18 protein-coding genes and 1 pseudogene are annotated in these 24,149 nt (G+C 61.1%); 16 read left to right on the top strand and 3 right to left on the bottom strand.

Translation table 11 applies throughout. From position 1 onward, the window contains the following. Position 1 precedes the first annotated feature (1 nt). Positions 2-223: an SHOCT domain-containing protein gene (locus tag NPX02_RS14755; RefSeq protein WP_335342582.1), complete on the top strand. Its 222-nt coding sequence runs from the start codon at positions 2-4 to the stop codon at positions 221-223. 470 nt (positions 224-693) lie between these two features. Next, positions 694-1,101, top strand: a complete 408-nt coding sequence (locus NPX02_RS14750; RefSeq protein WP_260294524.1) for a hypothetical protein — start codon at positions 694-696, stop codon at positions 1,099-1,101. Between the two features lie 397 nt (positions 1,102-1,498). On the opposite strand, the gene NPX02_RS14745 is transcribed toward NPX02_RS14750, so the two are convergent. Then, positions 1,499-2,185 carry a thiol:disulfide interchange protein DsbA/DsbL gene (locus tag NPX02_RS14745; protein ID WP_260294523.1) on the bottom strand — a complete coding sequence of 229 codons (687 nt, stop codon included), beginning with the start codon at positions 2,183-2,185 and terminating at the stop codon, positions 1,499-1,501. Between the two features lie 621 nt (positions 2,186-2,806). On the opposite strand from NPX02_RS14745, the gene NPX02_RS14740 reads away from it, so the two are divergent. Both NPX02_RS14740 and NPX02_RS14735 read left to right on the top strand, forming a co-directional pair. Next, a complete protein-coding gene (locus tag NPX02_RS14740) occupies positions 2,807-4,537 on the top strand; it encodes an HAD family hydrolase (protein ID WP_260294522.1) in 1,731 nt (576 codons plus the stop codon). A 23-nt stretch (positions 4,538-4,560) separates the two neighbouring features. Next, on the top strand, positions 4,561-4,896 hold the full coding sequence (locus NPX02_RS14735; protein ID WP_260294521.1) for a hypothetical protein: 336 nt from the start codon (positions 4,561-4,563) through the stop codon (positions 4,894-4,896). Positions 4,897-4,975: 79 nt separating this feature from the next. On the opposite strand, the gene NPX02_RS14730 is transcribed toward NPX02_RS14735, so the two are convergent. Further along, positions 4,976-5,212 carry a hypothetical protein gene (locus NPX02_RS14730; protein ID WP_260294520.1) on the bottom strand — a complete coding sequence of 79 codons (237 nt, stop codon included), beginning with the start codon at positions 5,210-5,212 and terminating at the stop codon, positions 4,976-4,978. Positions 5,213-5,630: 418 nt separating this feature from the next. On the opposite strand from NPX02_RS14730, the gene NPX02_RS14725 reads away from it, so the two are divergent. The 8 genes from NPX02_RS14725 to NPX02_RS14690 all read left to right on the top strand — a co-directional run bounded on the left by NPX02_RS14725 (position 5,631) and on the right by NPX02_RS14690 (position 15,904). Continuing rightward, positions 5,631-6,533 carry a MurR/RpiR family transcriptional regulator gene (locus NPX02_RS14725; RefSeq protein ID WP_260294519.1) on the top strand — a complete coding sequence of 301 codons (903 nt, stop codon included), beginning with the start codon at positions 5,631-5,633 and terminating at the stop codon, positions 6,531-6,533. Positions 6,534-6,568: 35 nt separating this feature from the next. Then, complete coding sequence (locus NPX02_RS14720; protein ID WP_335342581.1) at positions 6,569-7,333, top strand: enoyl-CoA hydratase/isomerase family protein; 765 nt, start codon at positions 6,569-6,571, stop codon at positions 7,331-7,333. Positions 7,334-7,346: 13 nt separating this feature from the next. Beyond that, a complete protein-coding gene (locus tag NPX02_RS14715) occupies positions 7,347-9,503 on the top strand; it encodes an acetate--CoA ligase family protein (RefSeq protein ID WP_260294517.1) in 2,157 nt (718 codons plus the stop codon). Further along, a complete protein-coding gene (locus NPX02_RS14710; protein ID WP_260294516.1) occupies positions 9,500-10,315 on the top strand; it encodes an enoyl-CoA hydratase-related protein in 816 nt (271 codons plus the stop codon). The genes NPX02_RS14715 and NPX02_RS14710 overlap by 4 nt, the downstream gene beginning before the upstream one ends. A gap of 192 nt (positions 10,316-10,507) precedes the next feature. Beyond that, a complete protein-coding gene (locus tag NPX02_RS14705) occupies positions 10,508-11,488 on the top strand; it encodes a TAXI family TRAP transporter solute-binding subunit (protein ID WP_260294515.1) in 981 nt (326 codons plus the stop codon). 233 nt (positions 11,489-11,721) lie between these two features. Beyond that, positions 11,722-14,337, top strand: coding sequence for a TRAP transporter permease (locus tag NPX02_RS14700; protein ID WP_418067341.1), 2,616 nt, complete (start codon positions 11,722-11,724; stop codon positions 14,335-14,337). A gap of 71 nt (positions 14,338-14,408) precedes the next feature. Further along, on the top strand, positions 14,409-14,840 hold the full coding sequence (locus NPX02_RS14695; RefSeq protein ID WP_260294513.1) for a universal stress protein: 432 nt from the start codon (positions 14,409-14,411) through the stop codon (positions 14,838-14,840). Positions 14,841-15,115: 275 nt separating this feature from the next. After that, the gene (locus NPX02_RS14690; RefSeq protein WP_260294512.1) at positions 15,116-15,904 is read left to right on the top strand and encodes a dienelactone hydrolase family protein; all 789 of its coding nucleotides are present in this window, start codon (positions 15,116-15,118) and stop codon (positions 15,902-15,904) included. A gap of 217 nt (positions 15,905-16,121) precedes the next feature. On the opposite strand, the gene NPX02_RS14685 is transcribed toward NPX02_RS14690, so the two are convergent. Next, positions 16,122-16,601 (bottom strand): Lrp/AsnC family transcriptional regulator, encoded by a 480-nt coding sequence (locus NPX02_RS14685; RefSeq protein ID WP_260294511.1) that lies wholly within the window; start codon positions 16,599-16,601, stop codon positions 16,122-16,124. A 238-nt stretch (positions 16,602-16,839) separates the two neighbouring features. Between NPX02_RS14685 and ipdC the strand changes: the two genes are divergently transcribed. The 4 genes and pseudogenes from ipdC to NPX02_RS14665 form a co-directional block, all read left to right on the top strand. After that, complete coding sequence (gene ipdC / locus NPX02_RS14680; protein ID WP_335342580.1) at positions 16,840-18,468, top strand: indolepyruvate/phenylpyruvate decarboxylase; 1,629 nt, start codon at positions 16,840-16,842, stop codon at positions 18,466-18,468. A gap of 365 nt (positions 18,469-18,833) precedes the next feature. Next, positions 18,834-21,922 (top strand): annotated as a pseudogene (locus NPX02_RS14675) (BPTD_3080 family restriction endonuclease). Beyond that, complete coding sequence (gene dinD, locus NPX02_RS14670) at positions 21,919-22,758, top strand: DNA damage-inducible protein D (RefSeq protein ID WP_260294510.1); 840 nt, start codon at positions 21,919-21,921, stop codon at positions 22,756-22,758. The pseudogene NPX02_RS14675 and the gene dinD overlap by 4 nt, the downstream one beginning before the upstream one ends. 9 nt (positions 22,759-22,767) lie before the next feature. Beyond that, on the top strand, positions 22,768-24,149 hold a 1,382-nt coding region (locus tag NPX02_RS14665), incomplete at its 3' end, for a DNA methyltransferase (RefSeq protein WP_260294509.1).

Genomic DNA, 24,149 nt, shown 5'->3' with positions numbered 1-24,149 from the left:
GATGGGTAACGGTTATGGTATGGGCTTCGGCGGCATCTTCATGTGGCTGTTCTGGCTGCTGGTGATTGTCGGGGTGGTGTGGCTGGTCAAGTCCTTCGTCGGCGGTGACGGCTGCGCGGCGGGGAAGGGGAAATCGGCCCTGGAGATTCTCCAGGAGCGCTATGCCCGGGGCGAGATCGACCAGCAGGAGTTCGAGCAGAAGCGTCGCGATCTGGAACAGTAAGCCGTGACCGGAATAAGCTTGGTAGGGTGGCACGCTTTTTGTGCCCACGCGGAAGGCTCCATGGATTGCGTTTTAACCGCCAAGGTAGCTATTCATCCGACCGGTAAGTGATTGGTCTGCCTTGCCGGCCTCACACGATGGCTTGTATCCTCGAATCCAGCCCCATTTTCAGCGCTTGCCCAAACTCGCTTCGCTCAAACAAGGGCAGGCTTGATCTGAAAATGGGGCTGGATTCAAGGCGCCATCAAGATCGGCCAACAAGGCGGACAAATCACCCCGTGAGTAGTTACCCGCCAAGAACGCCAAGAGCGCAAAGGAAAGGAATCCGTCTTTCTCAGCGCTCTTGGCGTGCTTCGCGGTTACTTGCTTTTTGCCGGTACGGGTGTGGATGCCGTGCCCCTTGCCCGGGATCAATTTTCAGCCGGTCGCCGACGACTATAATTGGCCGCTTGTACAAAGTCGGAGATCCTATGAACAGCTTTCAAACCCTGAAAATATTTGCCACGGCACTGCTGGTTGCGGTACTGGCCGGACCGGTTATCCAGCGGCTGCTGCCGGGCTGGGCCGCACTGGCCGGCGAGGTGGGATCGGGTGGTGCCTGGTTCGCCTCGATCATGTATCACATCGTCTACGGCATCATCATCGGTGTCGGCGCGGCGCTGGCGGTGACGCTATTGGGTCGGTTCGACCGGGTGCTGACCTTGCCGGGTGCGGTGATCGCGGCGCTGGCCAGCGTGCTGCTGTTCGACGCCGGGTACGTACTGTTCAAGCCGCAAGTGGAGACCTTCACCTGGCTGGCGCTGATCCTCGTCCTGATCAGTTTTGCCGCCCATGGCGTGATGGGCCTCATCCCAACCAGCCATCGCAGGGTGGATTAGCGGCGCACAGGCGCGACGCTTTCAGCCAACGCCAATAGTCGGGCGCCGCGTAACCCACCGTTTTCTCAGCCTGCCAAACGGTGGGTTGGGGCGCGCAAGGCACAAAGCCAACGACCATCCCCGCACACGGCGTGCCTGCCGCTCTGTTTGACGGGTTAGGTCGTTCCTCCTCCCCATCCTACGTCGCTACAGGCTGGGAGGGCATGACCTTTCGAAAAGTCTACCCGGTAGGAGCGGCGCCTCGCCGCGAAATCGGCCCGGGGGCGGGCCTCCTACCGGGTGCAATGCAGGACTCCACCAGCGGTGTATTCCAGGATGCCATGCAACCTGTCTATTTCATCCGACAGATAACGGGGTGAAACAAATCATTGGGTCATGATTAATGCAACTATGGGGTCTACTTCTCGCCGAGCGCCCGGATGGTCTGCATGAAATCCTCGGCGAACGCCTTGCTATCCAGCTTGGCGAAGTCGAGCTGATACTTGCCATTGACGATCAGCGCGGGGACGCCGGTCAACTCCGCCTGGTCGAACAGGCGTTTGGAGCGCTCGATCAGGGTCGACACCGCCGCACTGCCCATCGCCTGTTCCAGCGCCTCTTTGGTCACGCCCTTGTCGCCGAACAGGGCGGCCACCTCGTCCAGCGTGGGATAGCGCTTTTCGTTGCGCATGTCGGCGTAGAGCTGGAACACCCGGTCGTAGTGGGAGTCCCGGACCCCCAGGGCCTCCATGGCGTAATAGATCCGCGCCTCGATCTCCCAGCGCTGATTCGGCGCCGCCGGGATGGTGATGAACTGGATGTCCTGGTTGTTCTGCCGGAACGCCTTGACCAGCGGCTCCAGGCTGTAGCAATGGGGGCAGCCGAACCAGAAGAATTCCACCACGTAGGGCTCCGTTCCACCCAGTTCGGCGCTCGGCAGCGGCGCCTTGAGCAGTTTGTACTTGTCCTGGGCAATGTCCACCACGCGTTCCGCCTGGGCGCTCTGTTTGCCGGGGTTGGGCTTGGGGATTTCGCTGCCGCTGTCGCAGCCCGTCAGGGCCATGGTCAGCGTCAGTGCCAGACTGGCGAGTAGAAACTTTTTCATTATTTTTCCAATGGATAGGTGAAGTAGGAATCGGCCTTGGCAGATAGCTCAAGTCGGGAAGAATAGCCGCACCCCCCGCAGACTTCAACCCACAACGCGGCCGGCCAGCAATACTCAGTATGGCTTTCAATAGCCGTTTTGTTATCCCAGCCCGGTTAGTAAGGAACCACGGATGGACACGGATTCACACAGATAGGGGATCAGCATTCTGAATCCGTGTTTATCTGTGTGAATCCGTGGTTCTCCTGGGTCCCGCCCAGCCGTTACCTCCGGTGTCTATTAATTTGTCTGTAATGCCTCACCGCTCTGACGTCCACCAATCCACTGGAGGGGTTATAGTGAATTTATTCGCGTTCATTCCATCCTTAGGTCCGTAAACGGTGCATGGCATCCTCGGCTCCGTAAACGGTACATCCCTGTACCACTCCTCTAGCACCACTCCTCGCGGCTAAATTAGAATTGCTGGTAGCCGGCTCGGGGATGCGCCGGCCGCCGTGGGACGGCCTTCACGCCATCCGCTCCCCTGTGTAATACTCACGGCTGCTTCATAATGCGATGAGGCGTTTCAACCGAGTAGCAGTAGATCCCCGGCTATAGAGCTGACGAGAGGAGCTGGACCCGTTGAGTTATCGAATCGATTCCACTGTACGGACACTCACCCCACCCAAGATCCTGCTGCTCGACTGGCATGCCACGCTGGTGGATTCGCTGGATGCCATGTATCGGGCCATCGATGACCTGCTGCCGCAGTTTGAAGAGCTGGGGCTGCTGGGCCGCCTGGCCCCGGAGGAGCTGAGCAAGACGCAGGACGATATCAAGCTGGTGCGCTTCGTGCGTATATTCCGCCGCCTGCACCCGAAGATCCGTGCCGAGCACCGGGTCTCCCGTACCGATATCTTCGATGCCCTGTTCGGTCCCAACCCGGAGGCGATCGCCATCGCCCACAAGGCGTTCAACGAGTGCTACCGGGATCACTTCGGCGAAGTGAAGCCGTTCGAGCCGAAGATGCGCGAACGGCTGCTGCTGCTGCGCGAGCTTGGCATCCGCCTGGGGGTGCCGACCAATCGCAGTCGTGAATTCCTCGGCCAGGAGATGCGCAGCCTGGAGGGGGGCAGCTGGGTGCAGCTGTTCGATACCACCGTGTGTGGTGACGAGGTGGCCCAGCACAAGCCGGCGCCGGACGTGCTACTCAAGGCGGTGGCCAATCTGAAGGCCGAACCGGGTCCCGATGTCTGGTACCTGGGGGACAGTCGCACCGACACCATCGCCGCCAAGGAGGCGGGCATCACCAGTATCTTCTACAACGGCGCCATGTGGGACTGGGACTGGCTGGAACGGATCTTCCCCTGTACCGAGCAACACCCGCACAAGCCGGATGCGGTAGTGGATGATCTGGATTCGCTGCTGGATCTGCTCTACAAACTGGAGCCGGAGAACATGACCGCGGAGCGGGCGGCCATCTGGGAGAGCCGCCCCGAGCGGGTGTCGCTACGCCGCCAGCCGCCGCCGCGTATCGAACCGGACTGGCACCCGGCGGTGGTCGATCTCACCGCCCCGGTGCTGTTGCTGTTCGATTGGCACGCCACCCTGGTGGACACCCTGGATGCCATGTATCACGCGGTCGACGACATGCTGCCGGAACTGGATGCGCTGGGATTGTCGGAACGCCTGGTGGACTCTGCCAACAGCAAGACCCCGGAGGATGCCAAACTGGTGGAACACGTGCGCAATTACCATCAGCTGCATCCCAAGATCAAGGCCGACCGCAAGATCTCCCGCACCGACATCTTCGAGGTGCTGTTCGGCACCGACGAGGAGGCCAAGCAGATCGCCCATGCCGCCTTCAACCGCCATTATCGCAATCACTTCGGTGCGGTCTATCCCTTCGAGCCCGGGGTCAAGGATATGCTGGTGGGGCTGCGTGCCCTGGATATGCAACTGGGGGTGCTGACCAACCGCGACCGCGAGTTCTTCGAACACGAACTGGCCGCCGTGGAGGGGACCGGCTGGACCGAACTGTTTGACACCACCGTGTGCGGGGATGATACGGCGCTGCGCAAGCCCCATGCCGAGCCGATCCTCAAGGCACTGGAGAATCTCCACCTGCTGCCGGGGCCGGAGATCTGGTATATCGGCGACAGCACCACCGACACTATCGCCGCCAAGCGGGCCGGGGTCACCAGCGTCTTTTTCAATGGCGCCCAGTGGGATCAGCAGTGGCTGGACAAGATTTTTCCCGGTACCCCGCAGCATCCGCACAAGCCGGATGTAGTGGTGAACGACTTCGGCGAGTTCTGGGCGCTCACCCTGGCCTGTCGCGCGGCCCGGCCGCGTAAAGGGTGGAGCATCTGAGGGGCAGGGGTGGCGCGTTGGCGGTGGATATAAACCGATTCCGCTGTCCGGATTGCGATCGGCCGATCGAATCCTGGGTGGCGCGGCAGCCGGTATTTCGTTGTGACGGCTGTGGCCAGCGGTTTCAATCCAACTACCGCCACTCGCTGAAACGCAGTGCGCTGTTTGGGCTGTTGTTGTGGTTGGGTGGCTCCGCCCTGGGTGCGTTGCTGATCGATCCCTGGCAGTTGGTACTGGTATTCGCCGTCGAATTTGGTGGCCTGCTGGCTTTCGGCGCCGCCTTCCTGTTACACCGCTGCTCCATTCGTATTCGCCGGATCGAACATCGCGGTGAGGGCACCGCTCCTACCGGTGAATAACCCGCCCGGTGAGCTGCCCGTCCTGTAGGAGGCCCGCCCTAGGTCCGATTGGCGGCGTAGCCGCGACGGCCTCATTATTTTAGGTTCCGACCCCACTGAAATCGCTGCCGGGCTTGAGTCCGAAGTGCTCTTCCAGCGCCAACTCCCGGATCAGTCCATCCACCGCCGGCCGGCCCTGGCTACGCTGTACCTCGCCCAGGATCATGCGAACCGCATGGCGGTTGTAGCCGCTGCCGAACTGCAGCTGCACTTGTATCAGCTCTCTTGCCCGCTCGATATTCATGCCGTTTCTCGCCTGTTGTGTTGGATGGAGCACGGATACCAATCCGGGCCAATATCGGGACTATATACCACCGGGTTGAAACGGGGTTGCTGTCGATCGTTAAGCCGGCCTGCCGCGCAGGTTCGCGAGTGGGATAGAAGACGGAACCGGCCAGGGTGCGGACCCGGCGTAGGGGCAACCCCCCGTGGTCGCCCGCCCTTCCCGGGCGTCCGTGAACCAGGCAGGCACGGGGGCCTGCCCCTACGATTTGGCGGGTCGGGTTACCCCGGCCCATCGAGAGGGACAGGCCTGCGGTTCTGCAATAAAGCACATAAAATTTGCGTAAATAGATCATAAAAGCAAAAAATAATTGCATTTACCCCGGCCGCTGCCTATTCTTTCTGGCACTTCACCCTATCCGATGCCGGACACCCCTGAGATTATGGACAGGCAGCGACAAGACGCCACTGACATGGAGAGTGTAAACGGGCCGCGATCCCTTGAGCAGCTCTCCAGACTGTTGGCCGACCTGAAGTCGGGCACCGCCGAGCTGAAGGTCGGCAAGCGGGCGCTGGATGTGCTGGACGGGATGGTCACCTACCCCAAACAGTCGGCCATCTCCTCCATATCGCACCTGGCGAAGACCTTCGATGTCAATCCCTCCACCCTGACCCGGCTGGCCAAATCCCTCGGCTACAAGGGCTTTGCCGAGCTGCAGAAGGTGTTTCGCGACTACACCGCCGGTACGGAAAATTTCTACAGCCGCCGGGCGGGGCAGCTGTTTCAGCAGGAGCAGAGCCGGCACGAGGGGCTACATCTGGCGACCCAGATCGCCAACGAGGAGACCAACAATATCGCCAGCATGCTGGATAACCTGAAGACCGAAACCCTGGACGGGGTGGTGGAGCTGCTGATCCGCTCCCCGCGCATCCGCACCCACGGGTTACGCCAGTCCTATCCAATCGCCAACTACCTCTCCTACGGCCTGGGCCTGATCCGCAACAATGTCTCGGTGCTGAGCATTGCCGAGCACGGCATTGTCCATGGGCTGGCGCAGCTGGAGCCGGGAGACCTGCTGTTCACCATCGGCTGTGCCCCCTATACCCGCAGTACGGTCAGCGCCTCGCGGATCGCCCGCGAGCAGGGGATCGAGGTGGTGACCATCACCGACAACCACGCCTCGCCGCTGGCGGCCACGGCCCGCTACACCCTGATCTCGCCCACCACCGGCTCGTTCTTCAGCAACAGTATGAGTGCCTCCCTGGTGCTGGTCGAGGTGCTGCTCTCGCTGCTGGCGCGACGCCTCGGCGACAAGGCGCTGGATTCACTCATGCGTTATGAAAAACTGATTGGCAAGATGCAATTCGAGATATGAACAGACAAACTGAAAATTCGCCTGAAAATTTGATAGTGACCTGTGACGACGGCATCGGCGAGCTGCGCCTCAACCGTCCCGAGCGGCTGAACGCGGTCAACGACGTGCTCTATGCCGAGCTGCTGCAGCAGTTGCAGCGGCTGGAACAGATGCCGGAGATCCGCGTGATCCTGCTCACCGGCGCGGGGCGCGCCTTCTGTGTCGGGGCCGACATGAAGGCCCACGGCGCGGCCACCCGCAGCCCCTATCAGCACCGTCAGTACCTGAACGCGGAGCAGCAGGTGTGCCGGGCCATCCGCGAGGCCGCCAAACCGGTGGTGGCGGCGGTCAACGGCTACGCCCTGGGGGCCGGTGCCGAGATGGCTATCGCCTCTGACTTCATCCTGATGAAGGCCTCCGCCCGCATCGGCCTGCCGGAGATCAGTATCGGCACCTTCCTCGGCGGCGGCGTGACCCACACCCTGCCGCGCCTGGTCGGGCTGGCCAAGGCGCGCGAGCTGGTGTTCCTGGGGGAGAAGATCGATGGTGCTGAGGCGCTGCGCATCGGCCTGGCCAATCGCTGCTTCGCGGATGACGCGTTCGAGACGCAGGTGCGGGCCTTCTGCCAGCAGCTGGCGCGTGGCGCGCCGCTCTCCATGCAGCTGGCCAAGCGCCAGCTCAATGGCGCGGCGGAGCAGGGCTTCGAGGCCGCGCTGCAGGCGGAGCTGGAGGGCATGACCTTCTGCGCTACCACCCGGGACTGGCAGGAGGGGGTGGACGCGTTCCGCGACAAACGCAACCCCCGTTTCGAGGGACATTGAAATGGACCGGTCCATGAACAACCCGTTGCAACGGATTCTCGCCCCCCGCTCGATTGCCGTGGTGGGCGCCTCCCGTGATCCGGGGAAGCGGGGCAATCTGGCGATCCGCTACCTGCAACAGAGCCAGTTTCAGGGGGCCATCTACCCGATCCATCCGCACGAGACCGAGGTACTGGGGCTGACCTGTTATGCCACGGTTGAGGTGCTGCCGGAAGCGCCGGACCTGGCGCTGATCTGCACCGGTGCCCACACCCTGCCCGAACTGATCCGCCGCTGCGGCAGCAAGGGCATCCGCGGCGCGGTGGTGCTGGCCACCGGCTTCTCCGAGACCGGGGAGACGGGCCAGGCGCTGGAGCAGGAGATGGTGCGGGCGGCGCGCGAGAGCGGGCTGCGGATCATCGGCCCCAACACCTCGGGCATGTTCAACACCCACTGTGGCGCCAATTTGGTGGGCTATCGCGATCTGCGGGCCGGCTCCGTCGGCCTGCTCTCCCAGTCCGGCAACATGGCGCTGTCGCTGGTGACCGAGGGTGGGCAGCACGCCGCGCTGGGTTTCTCCACCTATGTCGGGGTGGGCAACGAGGCCGATGTGCAGTTCCACGAATACCTGGACTACTTCGCCGCCGACCCCGACACCCGGGTGATCGTCGGCTATGTGGAGGGGCTGAAGCAGGGCCGGGCCTTTCTGCAGGCCGCCGCCCGGGTCTGTCTGGAGAAACCGCTGGTGATCTACAAATCCGGGCGCTGCGCGGTCGGCCAGCAGGCGGCGCGCTCCCATACCGGCGCCCTGGCCGGCAGCTATGCGCTGGCCAAAGGGGTGATGCGCCAGGCCGGGGTGGTGCTGGCGGAGCGTGCCGACGAGATCCTGCCGATGGCCACCACCCTGGCGGCGATCGCCGAACGGCTACCGCTCAAGGGCAAGCGGGTCGCCATCCTGGCCGATGGCGGGGGACACGCCACCATCGCCGCGGACGCCCTGCATCAGCTCGGTCTTTCGGTGCCGCGCCTGGCCGAGCCTACCCGGGAACGACTGAAGAGTCTGCTGCCGCCGGCCGCCGCCTACAACAACCCGGTGGACGTGGCCGGCGGCACCGACAACCATCCGCAGCTGTTTGCCGACTGTGCCGAGGTGTTGCTGGGCGACGACGGGATCGACGCCCTGTTGATTGTCGGCCTGTTCGGCGGCTATGCCCTGCGCTTCTCCGAGGCGTTGGCCGAGGATGAGCAGCAGTGCGCCGAGCGCCTGGTCCGGTTGCCGAACCGGTTCGACAAGCCGTTGCTGTTGCAGAGTCTCTACCGGCCCTTGAAGCCCGAACCGCTACGCTACCTGGAGCACGGTGCTATCCCGCTGTTCAGCTCCATCGACGAAGCCACCCGCTGCCTGGCTGCCGTGGTCGATTACAGCGAGGCGAAGAAGCGCCTCTCCAGCCCGGACCAGCGGGGGCAGGGCGATCCCTCGGTAGCGGTCTCGGAAATGATCTACAAGGTGCTGCACAGTGGCCGTGGCAGCCTCTACGAGCACGAGGCCCTGGAGGCGCTTGCCGCCTATGGGGCGGAGGTGGTGCGGCCCTGGCTGATCCGGGACGAGCACGGATTCGGTTCCCTCGACGCGGTCGCGCTGGAGCGGCGTTATGTCATGAAGCTGGTCTCCCGGGACATCCTGCACAAGAGCGACGCCGGGGGTGTCCGCCTCAACCTGACTCCGGAGGATTTTCCCCAGGCCTATCACCAGATCCTGGCCAACGCCCTGTGCTACCGGCCGGAGGCCCGCATCGAGGGGGTGCTGCTGACGCCGATGGCGGCGCCCGGCGTGGAGGTGATCATCGGCGTCACCCGGGATCCGCAGTACGGCCCGGTAATGATGTTCGGTCTCGGCGGGGTGTTTGTCGAGGTGCTGAAGGATGTGGTGTTCCGCACCCTGCCGTTACGCCTGGCCGATGCCCTGGAGATGCTGGAGGAGATCCACGGCAGCAAGGTTCTCGACGGCATAAGGGGCGGTGAGCCCATCGACCGGCAGGCGCTGGTCTCGCTGATGCTGGCGGTATCGGACCTGTGTGTGAATCATCCCGAGATCAGCGAGCTGGATCTCAATCCGGTGCTGGCACGGGCGACGGATTACTGTGTTCTGGATGCGCGCATCATCCTCAAACCACTACAGGAGGCGGCATGAGCGGCATCCCGAAACTGGTCGATGCGCAGCTGCAGCTGCAGGAGCGGGTTGCCACCCTGACCCTGAATCGCGACGACGTGCGCAACGCCCTGACCGGCACCGCCCTGATCGATGATATCGAAACCACCATTCACTGGATCAACCGTACCCCGCAGGTCTCGGTGCTGATCCTCACCGGCGCCGGGCGCGCCTTCTCGGCCGGCGGCAATATCAAGGATATGCAAAACCGCCGCGGCGATTTCGGCGGCGACGTGCACAGCGTGCAGCAGAAATACCGCGAGGGTATCCAGCGCATCCCGCTGGCGCTGCACAAGGCGGAGGTGCCGTTGATCGCCGCCATCAACGGCGCGGCTATCGGGGCCGGTTTCGACCTCGCCTGCATGTGCGATATCCGTATCGCCTCGGACAGTGCCAGGATGGGCGAGACCTTCGTCAACCTGGGCATCATCCCGGGTGACGGCGGAGCCTGGTTCCTGCAACGGTCGATCGGCTACCAGCGGGCGGCGGAACTCACCTTCAGCGGCCGGGTGATCGATGCCCAAGAGGCGTTGGAGATGGGCATCCTGCTGGCGGTGGAACCGCCAGAGGCATTGCTGCCCAGGGCGCGGCAGCTGGCGGCCGAGTTTGCCGCCAAACCACCCCAGGCGCTGCGCTACACCAAGCGCCTGATGAAGCTGGCACAGCGTCAGGAGCTGCCCGACTTTCTCGACAGCTGCGCCCTGTTTCAGGGGATCTGTCACAACACCGAGGACCAGTTGGAGGCGGTCAATGCGTTTATCGAAAAACGTGATCCGGAATTCAAGGGAAGGTAGGAGCCAGGATGATGTCATCTAACGCCGAGCAGGCAGTTCCTCTCTCACTAGCCGTTGCGTGTTTAGATGACGTGGCCCTGAGGTAGGACCCTTTTCCTGTCGCCGGGGAGAGGATTGTATGCACATTCTGCGGGTCAGCCCGCGGAGAACGAGAGTAGGAAAACGAGACTGTTCATTTAAGGAGGATTCATTATGTTGAAGAAAAAATTAACTACCCTTGGACTGCTGGCCGGTCTGGCAGCCAGTCTGACACTGGGCGCGGCCACCACCGCCCAGGCGCAGTCATTTATCACCATCGGCACCGGCGGTGTCACCGGTGTCTATTATCCTACCGGCGGCGCCATCTGCCGCCTGGTCAACAAGAACCGCAAGGAGCACGGCATCCGCTGTTCCGTGGAGTCGACCGGCGGTTCAATCTATAACCTGAACACCATCCGCGCCGGCGAGCTGGACATGGGCGTGGTCCAGTCGGACTGGCAGCATCACGCCTTTAACGGTACCAGCCAGTTCGAGGAGGCCGGTCCCAACAAGGAGCTGCGTGCCGTGTTCTCGGTGCACCCGGAGCCCTTCACCGTGGTGGCACGTGCCGACTCCGGCATCAAAACCTTTACCGACCTGAAGGGCAAGCGGGTCAATATCGGCAATCCCGGATCCGGTCAGCGCGGCACCATGGAGGTGTTGATGGCGGCGCTGGGCTGGACCAAGGACGATTTCTCCCTGGCCTCGGAGCTGAAGTCGGCCGAGCAGTCCAAGGCGCTGTGTGACAACAAGATCGACGCCATGGTCTTTACCGTCGGCCACCCCTCCGGCTCCATCAAGGAGGCGACCACCACCTGCGACACCGTGCTGGTATCGGTTACCGGTCCGGAAGTGGAGAAGCTGGTCTCGGAGAATGCGTACTACCGGATGGCTACCATCCCGGGCGGCATGTATCGCGGCAATGACGAGGATGTCCAGACCTTCGGTGTGGGTGCCACCTTTGTCTCATCCAGCAATACCCCGGCGGACACCATCTACCAGGTGGTGAAGGCGGTGTTTGAGAATTTCGAGGATTTCCGCAAGCTGCACCCCGCCTTCGAGGTGTTGAAAAAGGAGGAGATGGTGAAGGACGGTCTCTCGGCACCGCTCCACGATGGCGCGATGAAATATTATAAGGAAGCTGGCCTGATGTAAGGCGACACAGGGGGCGGTCCCCGGGCTGCCCGTTTTGTCCAGGGGTGGACTTATCCAGCGAAGCACAGGGAAGTGCGGGAGCGGATTTGTTTTTATCGCAGTTAAAGCAGCTCCAACCGGGTTCCCTGCCGTAGGAGCGGCTTTGCCGCGAAACCGGACCTGACGGAAATCGCGGCGTGGTGGACGGCATGCCGGCATCACCGGTTAATCCATGCACATCTCACCGGGAGAGCATGATGAGTAAAGAGACAACAAGAGAGGAGAGCGTCAGCGACCTGGAACTGCAGGCGATGGTCGCCCAGGTGGATAGCGGCGCGCGGCATCCCGCCGGTATCCCCGGCAAGATCCTGTTCGGCGTGCCGCTGGCGTGGTCGCTTTTCCAGCTCTGGTATGCGTCCCCGCTGCCATTCTTTTTCAACTTCGGTGTTTTCAACAACACCGAGGCGCGCTCCATCCACCTGGCGTTTGCCCTGTTCCTGGCGTTCACCGCCTATCCCGCATTCAAGCGCTCGCCGCGGGGGAGCATACCCCTGGCGGACTGGATATTTGCCGTGCTGGGGGCATTCAGCGCCGCCTATATTTACCTGTTCTACGAGTCGCTGTCGGGGCGTTCCGGTGCGCCGATCACCCAGGACCTGGTGATCGCCTCCATCGGCATGCTGCTGCTGCTGGAGGCGACCCGGCGCTCCCTGGGGCCGCCGCTGATGGTGGTGGCGATCGTCTTCCTCATCTATACCTTCGGCGGACCCTACATGCCGGATGTGATCGCCCATAAAGGGCAGAGCCTGTCCAAGGTGATGTCCCATCAGTGGCTCACCACGGAGGGCGTGTTCGGTGTGGCACTGGGGGTCTCCACCAGTTTCGTGTTTCTGTTCGTGCTGTTCGGCGCCATGCTGGAGAAGGCCGGGGCCGGCAACTATTTCATCAAGATGGCCTTCGCCCTGCTCGGCCATATGAAGGGCGGTCCGGCCAAGGCGGCGGTGGTCGCCTCGGCGGCCACCGGGCTGATCTCCGGTTCTTCCATCGCCAACGTGGCGACCACCGGCACCTTTACCATCCCGTTGATGAAGCGGGTGGGGTTTTCCGGCGTCAAGGCGGGCGCGGTGGAGGTGGCCAGTTCCACCAATGGCCAGCTGACCCCGCCGGTGATGGGCGCGGCGGCCTTCCTGATGATCGAGTACGTGGGGATCTCCTACATCGAGGTGATCAAACACGCCATACTGCCGGCGGTGATCTCCTATATCGCGCTGTTCTACATTGTTCACCTGGAGGCGCTGAAGGCGAATATGCAGGGCCTGCCGAGGCGCACCCGGAGCACCCTGGCGCAGAAGCTGATGACCTTTGCCGCTATCGTCGCCGGCACCTGTTTCATTGGCCTGGTGGTCTACTACGGCATCGGCTGGATCAAGACCTACGCCGGCGAGGCGGCCTTCTACATTGTCTCGTTGCTGATCATGATCGTCTATGTCGCCCTGATCAAGTTTGCCTCGCGCTATCCCGAACTGGAGGTGGATGATCCGGACAATCCGGTGCTGGAGCTCCCGGAGGTGGGGCCGACGGTCAAGGTCGGGCTCTATTTTCTGCTGCCGATCGTGGTGTTGATGTGGTGCCTGGTGGTGGAGCGTTTCTCACCCGGTCTGGCCGCCTTCTGGGCCACCCTGTTCATGATCTTCATCGTCATCACCCAGCGACCGCTGGTGGGTTTCTTTCGTGGCGAGAGCGGCGAGATGGAGTGGATCGAGTTCCGCCACGGTCTGGTCGACTGTATCGATGGCCTGGTGGTGGGAGCGCGCAACATGATCGGCATCGGCGTGGCCACCGCGGCGGCCGGCATCGTGGTCGGTACCATCACCCTGACCGGTATCGGCCAGGTGATGATCGAGTTTGTCGAGTTCATCTCCGGCGGTTACCTGATCCTGGCGCTGATCTTCACCGCCGCCATCTGTATCGTGCTTGGCATGGGGCTGCCCACCACGGCCAACTACATCGTGGTCTCCAGCCTGATGGCGCCGGTGGTGGTGACCCTGGCGGCCAACAGCGGCCTGGTAGTGCCGCTGATCGCGGTGCACATGTTCGTGTTCTATTTCGGCATCCTGGCGGATGACACGCCGCCGGTGGGGCTGGCCGCCTTTGCCGCGGCCGCCATTGCCAAGAGCGATCCGATCCGCACCGGTATCCAGGGCTTCATGTACGATATCCGCACCGCGATCCTGCCGTTCCTGTTCATCTTCAACACCCAGTTGCTGCTGATCGGCATTGGCAGCTGGCTGGAGCTGATCCTGGTGATCGTCAGCGCCGTGATCGCCATGCTGCTGTTCGCCGCCGCCACCCAGGGTTACTGGCTGACTCGCAGTCGCCTGTGGGAATCCCTGGCCCTGCTGCTGGTGGCGTTCACCCTGTTCCGCCCCGGCTTCTGGTGGGATGAGCTGTACGCGCCGATGACGGTTATCCCCGCCACCGAGATAGCCCGCGTAGCGGAGGCGGTGCCGGAGAACGGCAAGTTGCAGATGACGGTGGCCGGTGAGACCCTGGATGGCAAGTTCGTGGAGAAGACTCTCCTGCTGCCGCTGGGTCCGGCCGGTAGCGGTGCAGAGCGCCTCGCCAGCGCCGGGCTGGAGACGCGTGTGGAGGGCCTCAAGGTGTTTGCCGACAACGTGATGTTCGGCAGTGCGGCGCAGGGTGTGGGGATCGATTTTGACTGGGAGATCGTCCGCCTGGAAGTGGAGTCCGATCGCCCGGCCAAGCAGTGGATGTTCATACCGGCTCTGCTGCTGTTGGCCCTGGTCGGCCTGATTCAGTTTAGACGTCATGTGCGCCAGGAACGGCAGAGTGCGCCACAATCTGCCTGATCTCCGCCTGATCTCCCATGGTCGGCGACCCGGGCCGGTCCCGAGTCGTCACTGCTAAAAAGGAACCGGTTATGTTTAAAAAAATATTACTGCCGATCGATCTCCAGGAGACGGAGCTGGCGGTCAAGGCGTTGCAGATCGCCACCGATGAAGCGCGCAAACACCAGGCGGAGATCTATGTGATGACGGTGCTGCCCGGATACGGCCTGCCCCTGGTGGCCTCCTTCTTTCCCGACCAGGCGATGAAGGAGGCGATGAAGGAGGTGGCCAAGGTGATGAAACGCTACATCCGCGACAACCTGCCCGATGATATCGTCACCCATCCGGTGATCACCGAAGGCAATCCCGCGGAACAGATCCTCAGGCAGGCGAAGAAGATCGATGCGGACCTGATTGTTATCCCGTCCCACACCAAGGGGCTGACCCAGGTGTTTCTCGGCTCCTGTGCCGCCAAGGTGGTGGGACAGGCCAAGTGCTCTGTCATGGTGATCAAGGGCGGCTAAACTTGGCTAGTGTGCGGGAGCATCCGCCGGTGGTCTGACGCTTCAGGCCTGATCTCTGCATGGAACGGGCTGCTCCGGATGATAGATGGAAAATGAACTCTCGCAAAGACGCCAAGCACGCCAAGGAACAACACTTTCTTCCTTTAATCTTTGCGCTCTTGGCGTCTTGGCGAGAGAAATGATTCTTTACCGATCCGGGGAGAGGAGCGGATAACGCGCAATGTCCCAGATTCAATTCGCTCGGGGTGGTCATAACAACATCAAAGGAGGAGTTTATGTGCCGGATTATTGTGTTGAGTGTGCTGCTGTTTGCCGCCTGGTCGGCACAGGCGGAGGTTCAGGGGCGGGAGGTGACCTACCAGGCGGGCGATACCACGCTCAAGGGTTACCTGGCCTATGACGACGCTATCGAAGGCCAGCGGCCGGGGATTCTGGTGGTGCACGAGTGGTGGGGACATAACGAATACGCCCGCAAGCGGGCGCGGTTGCTGGCCGCGATGGGCTATGCCGCGCTGGCGGTGGACATGTACGGCGATGGAAAACTGGCCGATCACCCGAAGGATGCCGGGCAGTTCGCCGGTGAGGTGAGCAACAACATGGCGGCGGCCACCGCCCGCTTCGAAGCGGCCATGGCGCTGCTGAAACAGCACGCGGCGGCGAACCCCGCGCAGCTCTCGGCCATCGGCTACTGTTTCGGCGGCGGCATCGTGCTGGAGATGGCGCGTCGCGGCCTGGATCTGGACCTGGTGGCCAGTTTCCACGGTAGCCTGGGCGCCGGCTCACCGGCCGCCCCGGGTAGTGTGAAGGCGCGGCTGCTGGTGTTCAACGGGGCGGATGATCCGTTCGTCAAACCGGAGCAGATAGAGGCCTTCAAGGCGGAGATGGAGAGTGCCGGGGTCAACTACCGGTTTGTCAGCTACCCGGGGGCCAAACACTCGTTCACCAATCCCGATGCCACCGCGGTGGGTCAGCGGTTTGATATGCCCCTGGCCTATAACCTGGAGGCGGATCACCGCTCCTGGCTGGCATTCCAGCAGGCGCTGGAGGAGATGTATGGCAAGTAACGGACTGTAGGGTGGGTTAGCGGCGCACAGCCACGATACTTTCCGACTGCAGCAACGCCCGGGCGCCGCGTAACCCACCGGTTCTCCGGCCACCCAAAGGTGGGTTTCGTTGTGCATCGGGCAATATGTGCGAGGCGTGCCTGTCTGTTCGATGGGCTACGTCGTACCTCCTCCGCCCATCCTACATCCCTGCGGTAGTCAGCCAGGGTGGATTGGCTCAGCTCTCCAGATCCAGCAGCGGCAGCGAACCGCGCGCCTTGATCTGCGACAGCTGGATATTCGACTTGATGGAGGAGACCCCGGGCATCTTCATCAGGTGCTCGGAGATAAAGCGCGAGAAGCCCTGCAGGTTTCGGGCGATCACCCGCAGCTCGTAATCCCCGTCGCCGGTGATCAGCAGACACTCCAGGATCTCCGGCCGCGCCTGTACCGCCTGCTCGAATGCCGCCGCGATATTCTCCTGCTGTTTCTCCAGGGTGATATTGATCAGCGCCACCACGTCCAGCCCCAGGGCCTGGGGATCGATCACCGCCGAGTAACCGGTGATGACGCCGGACTTCTCCAACTGCTGCAGTCGGCGGGCGCACTGGGAGGGGGAGAGATTGATGCGCTCCGACAGGGCGACGTGGGAGAGGCGGGCATCCTGCTGCAGATGGTGCAGGATCAGCTTGTCGTACTTGTCCAGTCGGTTGGTCATCAGATACTCCTGAAATGGGTGATACGGGGTGTCGGTTGGCCCGACGGGCCAAGTCCGGCAATGCATGGCCTGACAAAAAGCTGTGCGTTGTTTGCCAAACATGCGTGAAAACATCAAAAAAATAACACATATGCATGAAAACAGCATTATGAGTCGATAATGCTCGTGCAAACACGCGAAAACGTCATGCTAATTCCGCTATGCTGGCGCCCGGTTTCCACCCCTGACTGGAGAGATGATGATGACACTGGCCGAGGCACTGCTGGACGGTCTGAAGCGACACGGCGCGCGGGAGTTGTTCGGGATACCCGGGGATTTCGCGCTGCCGTTCTTCAAGGTGATTGAGCAGTCCGGCATCCTGCCGTTCTATACCCTGAGCCATGAGCCGGGGGTCGGTTTCGCCGCCGACGCCACGGCCCGCTACCGCGGTTCGCTCGGGGTGGCGGTGGTCACCTACGGCGCCGGTGCCTTCAACATGGTCAACAGCGTGGCCTGTGCCTACGCCGAGAAGTCGCCCCTGGTGGTGATCTCCGGCGCACCCGGGATTGCCGAGCTGCAGGGCGACCTGTTGCTGCATCATAAGGTGAAGAGTCTCGCTTCCCAGCACCAGGTGTTCAAGGAGTTCACCTGCGACCAGGCCGTGCTGGACGACCCGCGCACGGCACCGGACAAGATCGCCCGGGTGTTGCTCAACTGCCTGGAGCAGTCGCGTCCGGTCTATATCGAGTTTCCGCGTGACCTGGTGAACAGTCCCTGTGATGCCGTCCCGCTGCTGGAGCCCTCCGTGGGCGATCCCCGGGCGCTCGCCGCCTGTGCCGAGGAGATCCTGGCGCGGCTTGCGGCGGCGCAACGGCCGGTGATCCTGGCCGGAGTGGAGGTGCGCCGTTACGGCCTGGAGGAGAAGGTGGCGGAACTGTCGCGCCGCCTGCGGCTGCCGGTGGCCACCTCCTTTATGGGGCGCGGCCTGTTCTCCCACGCCGATTGCCAGCTGATCGGCTCCTATATCGGCATGGCCGGCGATCCCACAGTCAGTGAGACGGTGGAGGAATCGGATCAGCTGCTGATGCTGGGGGTGATCGTCTGCGACACCAATTTCGGCGTCTCCGCCAAGCGCCTGGATATCCGCCATACCGTGAACGCCGCGGACCGCGAGGTGAAGGTCGGGTATCACCTCTACCAGGCCCTCTCCCTGGCCGAGCTGGTGGATGAACTGCTGCGCCAGACCGCGTCCAACACCCACCATGCGACCCCGCTGAAACCCGACTATCCTCGTGGCCTGGTGGTGGACGATGCGGCCATCGTGCCCACCGATATCGCCCGGGCGGTGAATGACCTGTTCGATCGTCACGGTCCCATGCCCATCGCCTCGGATATCGGCGACTGCCTGTTCACCGCCATGGACATGGACAACACCCAACTGGTGGCGCCGGGCTACTACGCCACCATGGGTTTCGGCGTGCCGGCGGGACTGGGTCTGCAGGCCGCCAGCGGCGAGCGACCGATCATCCTGGTGGGCGACGGGGCGTTCCAGATGACCGGTTGGGAACTGGGTAATTGCCGCCGCTACGGCTGGGACCCGATCGTGCTGCTGTTCAACAACAGCTGCTGGGGCATGCTCGCCACCTTCCAGCCGGAGAGCCGTTTCAATCACCTGGATGACTGGCGTTTTGCCGACCTGTGCGGGTCGCTGGGGGGCGACGGGGTACGGGTCAACAGCCGCGCCGAACTGCAAGCGGCATTGGAGCGGGCGGTAGCGACCCGGGGCCGCTTCCAGTTGATCGAGATCATGCTCTCCCCGGACGCCCGCAGCGCCACCCTGCAGCGGTTCATCGAGGCCCAGGGCCGGCGCAGCGGGATGGGGGTGTGATGTGGCGGTGGGGGTGCCGCTTCTCCTACAGGCGGCAGGTTGTTGAGGAGGGTTTTCGCGGCAGATCGGATCAATCCGGTTATGATCCCGATCCAGGTCAGGATGGCTCAGCACAGTGCATCCACATCAAATATCCCCTGAACCCATTTGAGCTGGCGTTCTAACAGACAATCCGCTAATTACTGGTTTTCCATGTCTGCTGAGGGTTAAACTGTGACCACAATAAGAGTCCTCCACCTGTACAAGTGCAGATTGGCTTCTCCACCTCATGCTGCTGAAGACTGATAAAGTAAGGGGGGAGCAGGGCGTGGTCGTCGGGATTGAGTGTGGAGTTACATGCACTGGCAGGGATATAAGACAACAGAATGACCAATCCTTTCTTCGAAAAACCCATCCTCAACTCGCCCTACGCCTATCCAGCTCGGCACTGGGAGTTGGACGACACCGGGCAGCCCACCCAGGCTATTATCGATAAACGTCGCCGGGCCGAGTTCATTACCCCAATCCCGAAACCCAAAAAACGCAAGGGTTCAGGGAATCAGGCCGACCTGCTGTTTGATGAAGGCAAGGGCCTGTCCACCGAAGCACAGCAGTACGATCATACCGCCGTGATCAATGCTGTGCGCCAGTCAGTGGACAAATGGCGGCGGCTGCCAAATCCCTCCGATTGGCGCGTTACACCGGAAACCGCCCGCCTGCTCCAGCACTGGCGCCACCATGATTTCGCCGGTATCCGACCCTTTTTCTGCCAGGTTGAGGCCGTTGAAACCGCTATCTGGCTGACCGAAGTAGCACCCAATACCGGCAAAGCAGGGCAGGGTTTCATCGAACACCTTGGCAATGCCAACAACGACGCCAACCCCGAGCTGATGCGCCTGGCGCTCAAACTCGCCACCGGCGCGGGCAAGACCACCGTGATGGCCATGCTGATTGCCTGGCAAACCATCAATGCAGTGCGCAAGCCCAACAGTAAGAGGTTCACCCGGGGGTTTCTGATAGTCGCCCCGGCATCACCATCCGCGATCGCCTGCGGGTGCTGATGCCCAATGATCCCAACAGCTACTACGCCAGCCGTGAGCTGGTACCCGGCGATATGCTGGATGATCTCAACAAGGCCAAGATCGTTATCACCAATAACCACGCCTTCAAGCAGCGCGAGCGCCTGGAGCTGTCCAAAGGCGGGCGGCTGTTACTGCAAGGCCGCGGCGGCTCGCCGCTGGAAACCCTGGAAACCGAAGGCCAGATGCTGCAACGGGTGATGCCCGAGCTGATGGGACTGAAAAATATCCTGGTTATCAACGATGAAGCCCATCACTGCTACCGCGAAAAACCGGATGCTAACCTCGAAGAAGACCTGAAGGGCGATGACCGGAAAGAAGCCGAGAAAAACAAGGAGGCCGCTCGGCTGTGGATTTCCGGCCTCGAAGCCGTCAACCGCAAGCTCGGCATCAGCCGCGTCCTTGACCTGTCCGCCACGCCGTTCTTTCTTAGTGGCTCCGGCTACGTCGAGGGCACCCTGTTCCCCTGGACCATGAGTGATTTCTCGCTGATGGACGCCATCGAATGCGGCATTGTCAAGCTGCCGAGGGTGCCAGTAGCTCAAAATATGCCAAGTGCTGATGAGATGCCGATGTACAGGGAACTGTGGAAACATATCGGCAAGAAGATGCCCAAGAAAGGTCGAGGTAAAGGCTCGACACTTGATCCACTCAGTATCCCGGTGGAGCTGCAAACCGCCCTGCAGGCGCTTTACGGCCACTATGAAAAAACCTATGCCCTGTGGCAAAAGGCCGGCATCAAGGTACCGCCCTGTTTTATTGTGGTGTGCAACAACACCGCCACTTCCAAGCTGGTCTACGACTATATCTCCGGCTTTGTGCGCGACAACGAAGACGGCACTTCCAATATCGTCAACGGCCGCCTGGAGTTGTTTCGCAATTACGATGCATACGACAATCCCCTGCCGCGCCCCAACACTCTGTTGATCGACAGCGAACAACTGGAATCCGGCGACGCCCTGGACAAGAACTTCCGCAATCTCGCCAATGACGAAATCGAGCTGTTCAAGCGCGAAGCCATGGAGCGTGGCGGCGCCCTCGCCAACGACCTGCGCGCCGGTAAGCAGATCGACGACGCCACTCTGCTGCGCGAGGTGATGAACACAGTCGGCAAGCCGGGTGCGCTGGGGGAATCCATCCGCTGCGTGGTGTTCGTATCCATGCTCACCGAGGGCTGGGACGCCAACACCGTCACCCATGTGCTCGGGGTGCGCGCCTTTGGTACCCAGTTACTCTGCGAGCAGGTCATTGGCCGCGCTCTGCGCCGCCAGTCCTATGACCTGAATGAAGAAGGGCTGTTTAACGTGGAATATGCCGATGTGCTCGGCATTCCCTTCGACTTTACCGCCAAACCGGTGATTGCCCCGCCGCAACCCCCAAGGGAAACCATTCAGGTCAAGGCGATGCGCCCCGAGCGTGATGCTCTGGAAATCCGCTTCCCCCGGGTGGCCGGTTACCGCGTCGAACTGCCCGAAGAGAGGCTCACCGCCCATTTCAACGACGACTCGGTCTTCGAGCTGACCCCGGCCATCGTCGGCCCCTCCATCACCAAAAACGCGGGCATTATTGGCGAAACCGTCGATCTCAGCCTGGAACATATCCGCGATATGCGACGTTCCACCCTGCTGTTTCACCTCACCCAGCGCCTGCTCTACACCAAATGGCGCGATCCCGGGGAGGAGCCCGAGCTGCACCTGTTCGGCCAGCTCAAGCGCATTACCAGGGAGTGGCTGGATAACTGCCTGGTGTGCAAGGGCGATACCTACCCCGGCCTGCTGATGTACCAAGCCCTCGCCGATGTGGCCTGCGACCGTATCACCGCCGCCATCACCCGCGCGGTGCAGGGCAAACGGCCGATCAAGGCGGTGCTTGACCCCTACAACCCCACTGGCAGCACTATCCACGTCAATTTCAATACCTCCAAAATGGATCGCTGGGAAACCGACGCCCGTCGTAGCCACCTCAATTGGGTCATCCTCGATAGCGACTGGGAAGCGGAATTCTGCCGCGTCGCCGAGGCCCACCCCAAGGTGCTCGCCTACGTCAAAAATCACAATCTGGGCCTGGAAGTACCCTATCGCTATGCCTCGGAAACCCGCAAATACCGCCCGGATTTCATCATTCAGGTGGCTGATGGGCAGGGCGATGACAATCCCTTAAACCTGATCGTTGAGATCAAGGGTTACCGTGGCGAAGACGCCAAAGAGAAAAAGTCCACCATGGATACCTACTGGGTGCCCGGCGTAAATCATCTGAACAGCTATGGCCGCTGGGCCTTCGCCGAATTCACCGACGTGTTCCAGATGCAGGATGATTTTGCCAAAAAGGTCGAAGCCGAGTTTGACCGCATGATTGAAACCTTTACCGTTAACACCGCCAGGGAGGCACAAGCATGAAAATAGAGCTGATTCAGTCGCTTACGGATACATTTGAGGGTCATGCCCAAACCACCGAGACAGGGATAGAGTTCTGGCTGGCCCGCGATCTTCAGCAGCTACTGGGCTATTCCGAGTGGCGTAACTTTAATACCGTGATTTCTAAAGCAAAAGTTGCCTGTGAAGTGTCCGGCCACTCGATCACGGACCATTTTGTTGACGTCAACAAAATGGTCGACCTGGGCTCCGGTAGTCAGCGTGAGGTGGATGACATGATGCTCACCCGCTACGCCTGCTACCTCATCGCCCAGAACGGTGATCCTAAAAAGCAGCAAATTGCCTTCGCCCAGACCTATTTTGCCATTCAGACCCGCAAGGCCGAATTGATAGAACAGCGTCTGCTGGAACCCGAACGGGTGTACGCCCGCGAAAAACTTACTGCCACGGAAAAAGAACTCTCGGAAGTGATCTATGAGCAGACCGGAGGCAACCAGAATTTTGGCCTGATACGCAGCAAGGGTGATCAGGCCCTGTTCGGTAAATCCACACAGGCCATGAAGGCCCATTGGCAAGTGCCGGATAAGCGTCCGCTGGCAGACTTTGCTCCCACCCTCATCTTGAAGGCCAAGGATTTCGCCACCGAAATTACCATCTACAATGCCCGCCAGAATCAGATGAGCAGCGAAGGCGCCATCTCTACCGAACACGTCACCAACAATAAAGCAGTGCGCAACACCCTGCTTGAACGGGGAATCCGTCCCGAGAGCCTGCCAGCAGACGAGGATGTGAAGAAAGTGGAGCGCCGGATTGCCTCTTCCGACAAAAAATCCTTAAAGAACCCCGATTCCCTGGAATAAGTACCCAACATGGCCAAAAAAACCAACGCCCTTAAATCTGTCGAAGCGCTCACCCACGACGATGCCACGCGTAAAAATATCCCCACTGCCGAATACCAGTCGGTGATGCAGAAGGAGCATAGCGACCCGCTGCGGGTCAGCTACCCGCGTGGCAACAGCCGATGGCTGAGCCAACTGGCCGCCTTGCACGACACGGGCAAGTTCTCACCCGAATTTCAGCAACAGATCAACCGTGACCTGGACCCGCAACTGGTGTGGCGAGGCAAGGACCAGCAGGACTGGTCCGACCTGGTGGTCAATGCGCCGCCGCTCTATATCCAGGAGAAAGTCCACCCCAAGGTACTGATCGACGACCTGAAACGGGAATCGGAGCGCCGCCGGAACGCCAGCGACCACCAGCAGGCGGGCGCGGTGGCCGACCTGTTCGCCGATTTCAACGGCCTGCCCAGCGACGACGCCAAAACCGAGTTCTACCAGCATGACGCCCACTGGGCCAACCGCATGATCCTCGGTGACAGCCTGCAGGTGATGGCCAGTCTGGCCGAGCGGGAAGGGCTGCGCGGCAAGGTGCAGTGCATCTACTTCGATCCGCCCTACGGCATCAAATTTAACTCCAACTTCCAGTGGTCCACCACCAGTACGCGGGTGAAGGATGGCAATACCGACCAAATCACCCGCGAGCCAGAGATGGTAAAAGCCTTTCGCGATACCTGGCGCGATGGTATTCACTCCTACCTCACCTATCTGCGCGATCGGCTGACGGTGGCGCGGGATTTATTAACCGATTCCGGTTCCATCTTTGTGCAGATAGGTGGAGAAAATGCGCATCGAGTACGCGCGCTGATGGACGAGGTATTTGGTGATCAAAATAATATACTAACGATTTATTTCAGGAAAACGGCCACACAAAATTCAGACTTTCTTGCGGATACAAACGACTATTTGCTTTGGTATGCAAAAGATAAATCTCTAGCGAAATTTCGATCATTGCAACAGCGAAGGGAAGGGTTCGATTGGGTTAATTATGACTTTGTCATGTCTGAAGACATTAGGCTTCGTAAGATCACGAAGGAAGAAAAGCAAGGAGTTCATTCGCTTGACGAAGGCTCTCGTGTCTATCGACGCTCTCCATTGACTTCTACTTCCGCTTCAGAAAGCACACTGGTCCCATTCGAACATGAAGGGGCTGTCTATCGTCCAGGTAAAGGAGGGTGGAAAACAAATGGATTAGGGCTCACGCGACTTGTGAAAAGTAATCGTATTGAGACTTATGGAAAGACCGCATCGTTTCGTAGGTTTACAAGCGATTTTCCGTTTTTTCCGATTTCAAATAGCTGGATTGATACAGCATCCGGGGGTTATGGAGCGGAAAAGACATATGTTGTTCAAAC

Source organism: Sedimenticola hydrogenitrophicus (assembly GCF_025175675.1).
GTDB lineage: Bacteria > Pseudomonadota > Gammaproteobacteria > Chromatiales > Chromatiaceae > Sedimenticola > Sedimenticola hydrogenitrophicus.
The sequence above is the reverse complement of the archived record's forward strand: the minus strand, read 5'-3'. Positions and strand labels throughout refer to the sequence as shown.

Bases quoted from the DNA above. Each gene is read 5' to 3' on its own strand.
- NPX02_RS14755 (WP_335342582.1), top strand. From the start codon at position 2: ATGGGTAACGGTTATGGTATGGGCTTCGGCGGCATCTTCATGTGGCTG.
- NPX02_RS14750 (WP_260294524.1), top strand. From the start codon at position 694: ATGAACAGCTTTCAAACCCTGAAAATATTTGCCACGGCACTGCTGGTT.
- NPX02_RS14745 (WP_260294523.1), bottom strand. From the start codon at position 2,185: ATGAAAAAGTTTCTACTCGCCAGTCTGGCACTGACGCTGACCATGGCC.
- NPX02_RS14725 (WP_260294519.1), top strand. From the start codon at position 5,631: ATGGAGAGTGTAAACGGGCCGCGATCCCTTGAGCAGCTCTCCAGACTG.
- NPX02_RS14715 (WP_260294517.1), top strand. From the start codon at position 7,347: ATGAACAACCCGTTGCAACGGATTCTCGCCCCCCGCTCGATTGCCGTG.
- NPX02_RS14710 (WP_260294516.1), top strand. From the start codon at position 9,500: ATGAGCGGCATCCCGAAACTGGTCGATGCGCAGCTGCAGCTGCAGGAG.
- NPX02_RS14705 (WP_260294515.1), top strand. From the start codon at position 10,508: ATGTTGAAGAAAAAATTAACTACCCTTGGACTGCTGGCCGGTCTGGCA.
- NPX02_RS14700 (WP_418067341.1), top strand. From the start codon at position 11,722: ATGATGAGTAAAGAGACAACAAGAGAGGAGAGCGTCAGCGACCTGGAA.
- NPX02_RS14695 (WP_260294513.1), top strand. From the start codon at position 14,409: ATGTTTAAAAAAATATTACTGCCGATCGATCTCCAGGAGACGGAGCTG.
- NPX02_RS14690 (WP_260294512.1), top strand. From the start codon at position 15,116: ATGTGCCGGATTATTGTGTTGAGTGTGCTGCTGTTTGCCGCCTGGTCG.
- NPX02_RS14685 (WP_260294511.1), bottom strand. From the start codon at position 16,601: ATGACCAACCGACTGGACAAGTACGACAAGCTGATCCTGCACCATCTG.
- ipdC (WP_335342580.1), top strand. From the start codon at position 16,840: ATGATGACACTGGCCGAGGCACTGCTGGACGGTCTGAAGCGACACGGC.
- dinD (WP_260294510.1), top strand. From the start codon at position 21,919: ATGAAAATAGAGCTGATTCAGTCGCTTACGGATACATTTGAGGGTCAT.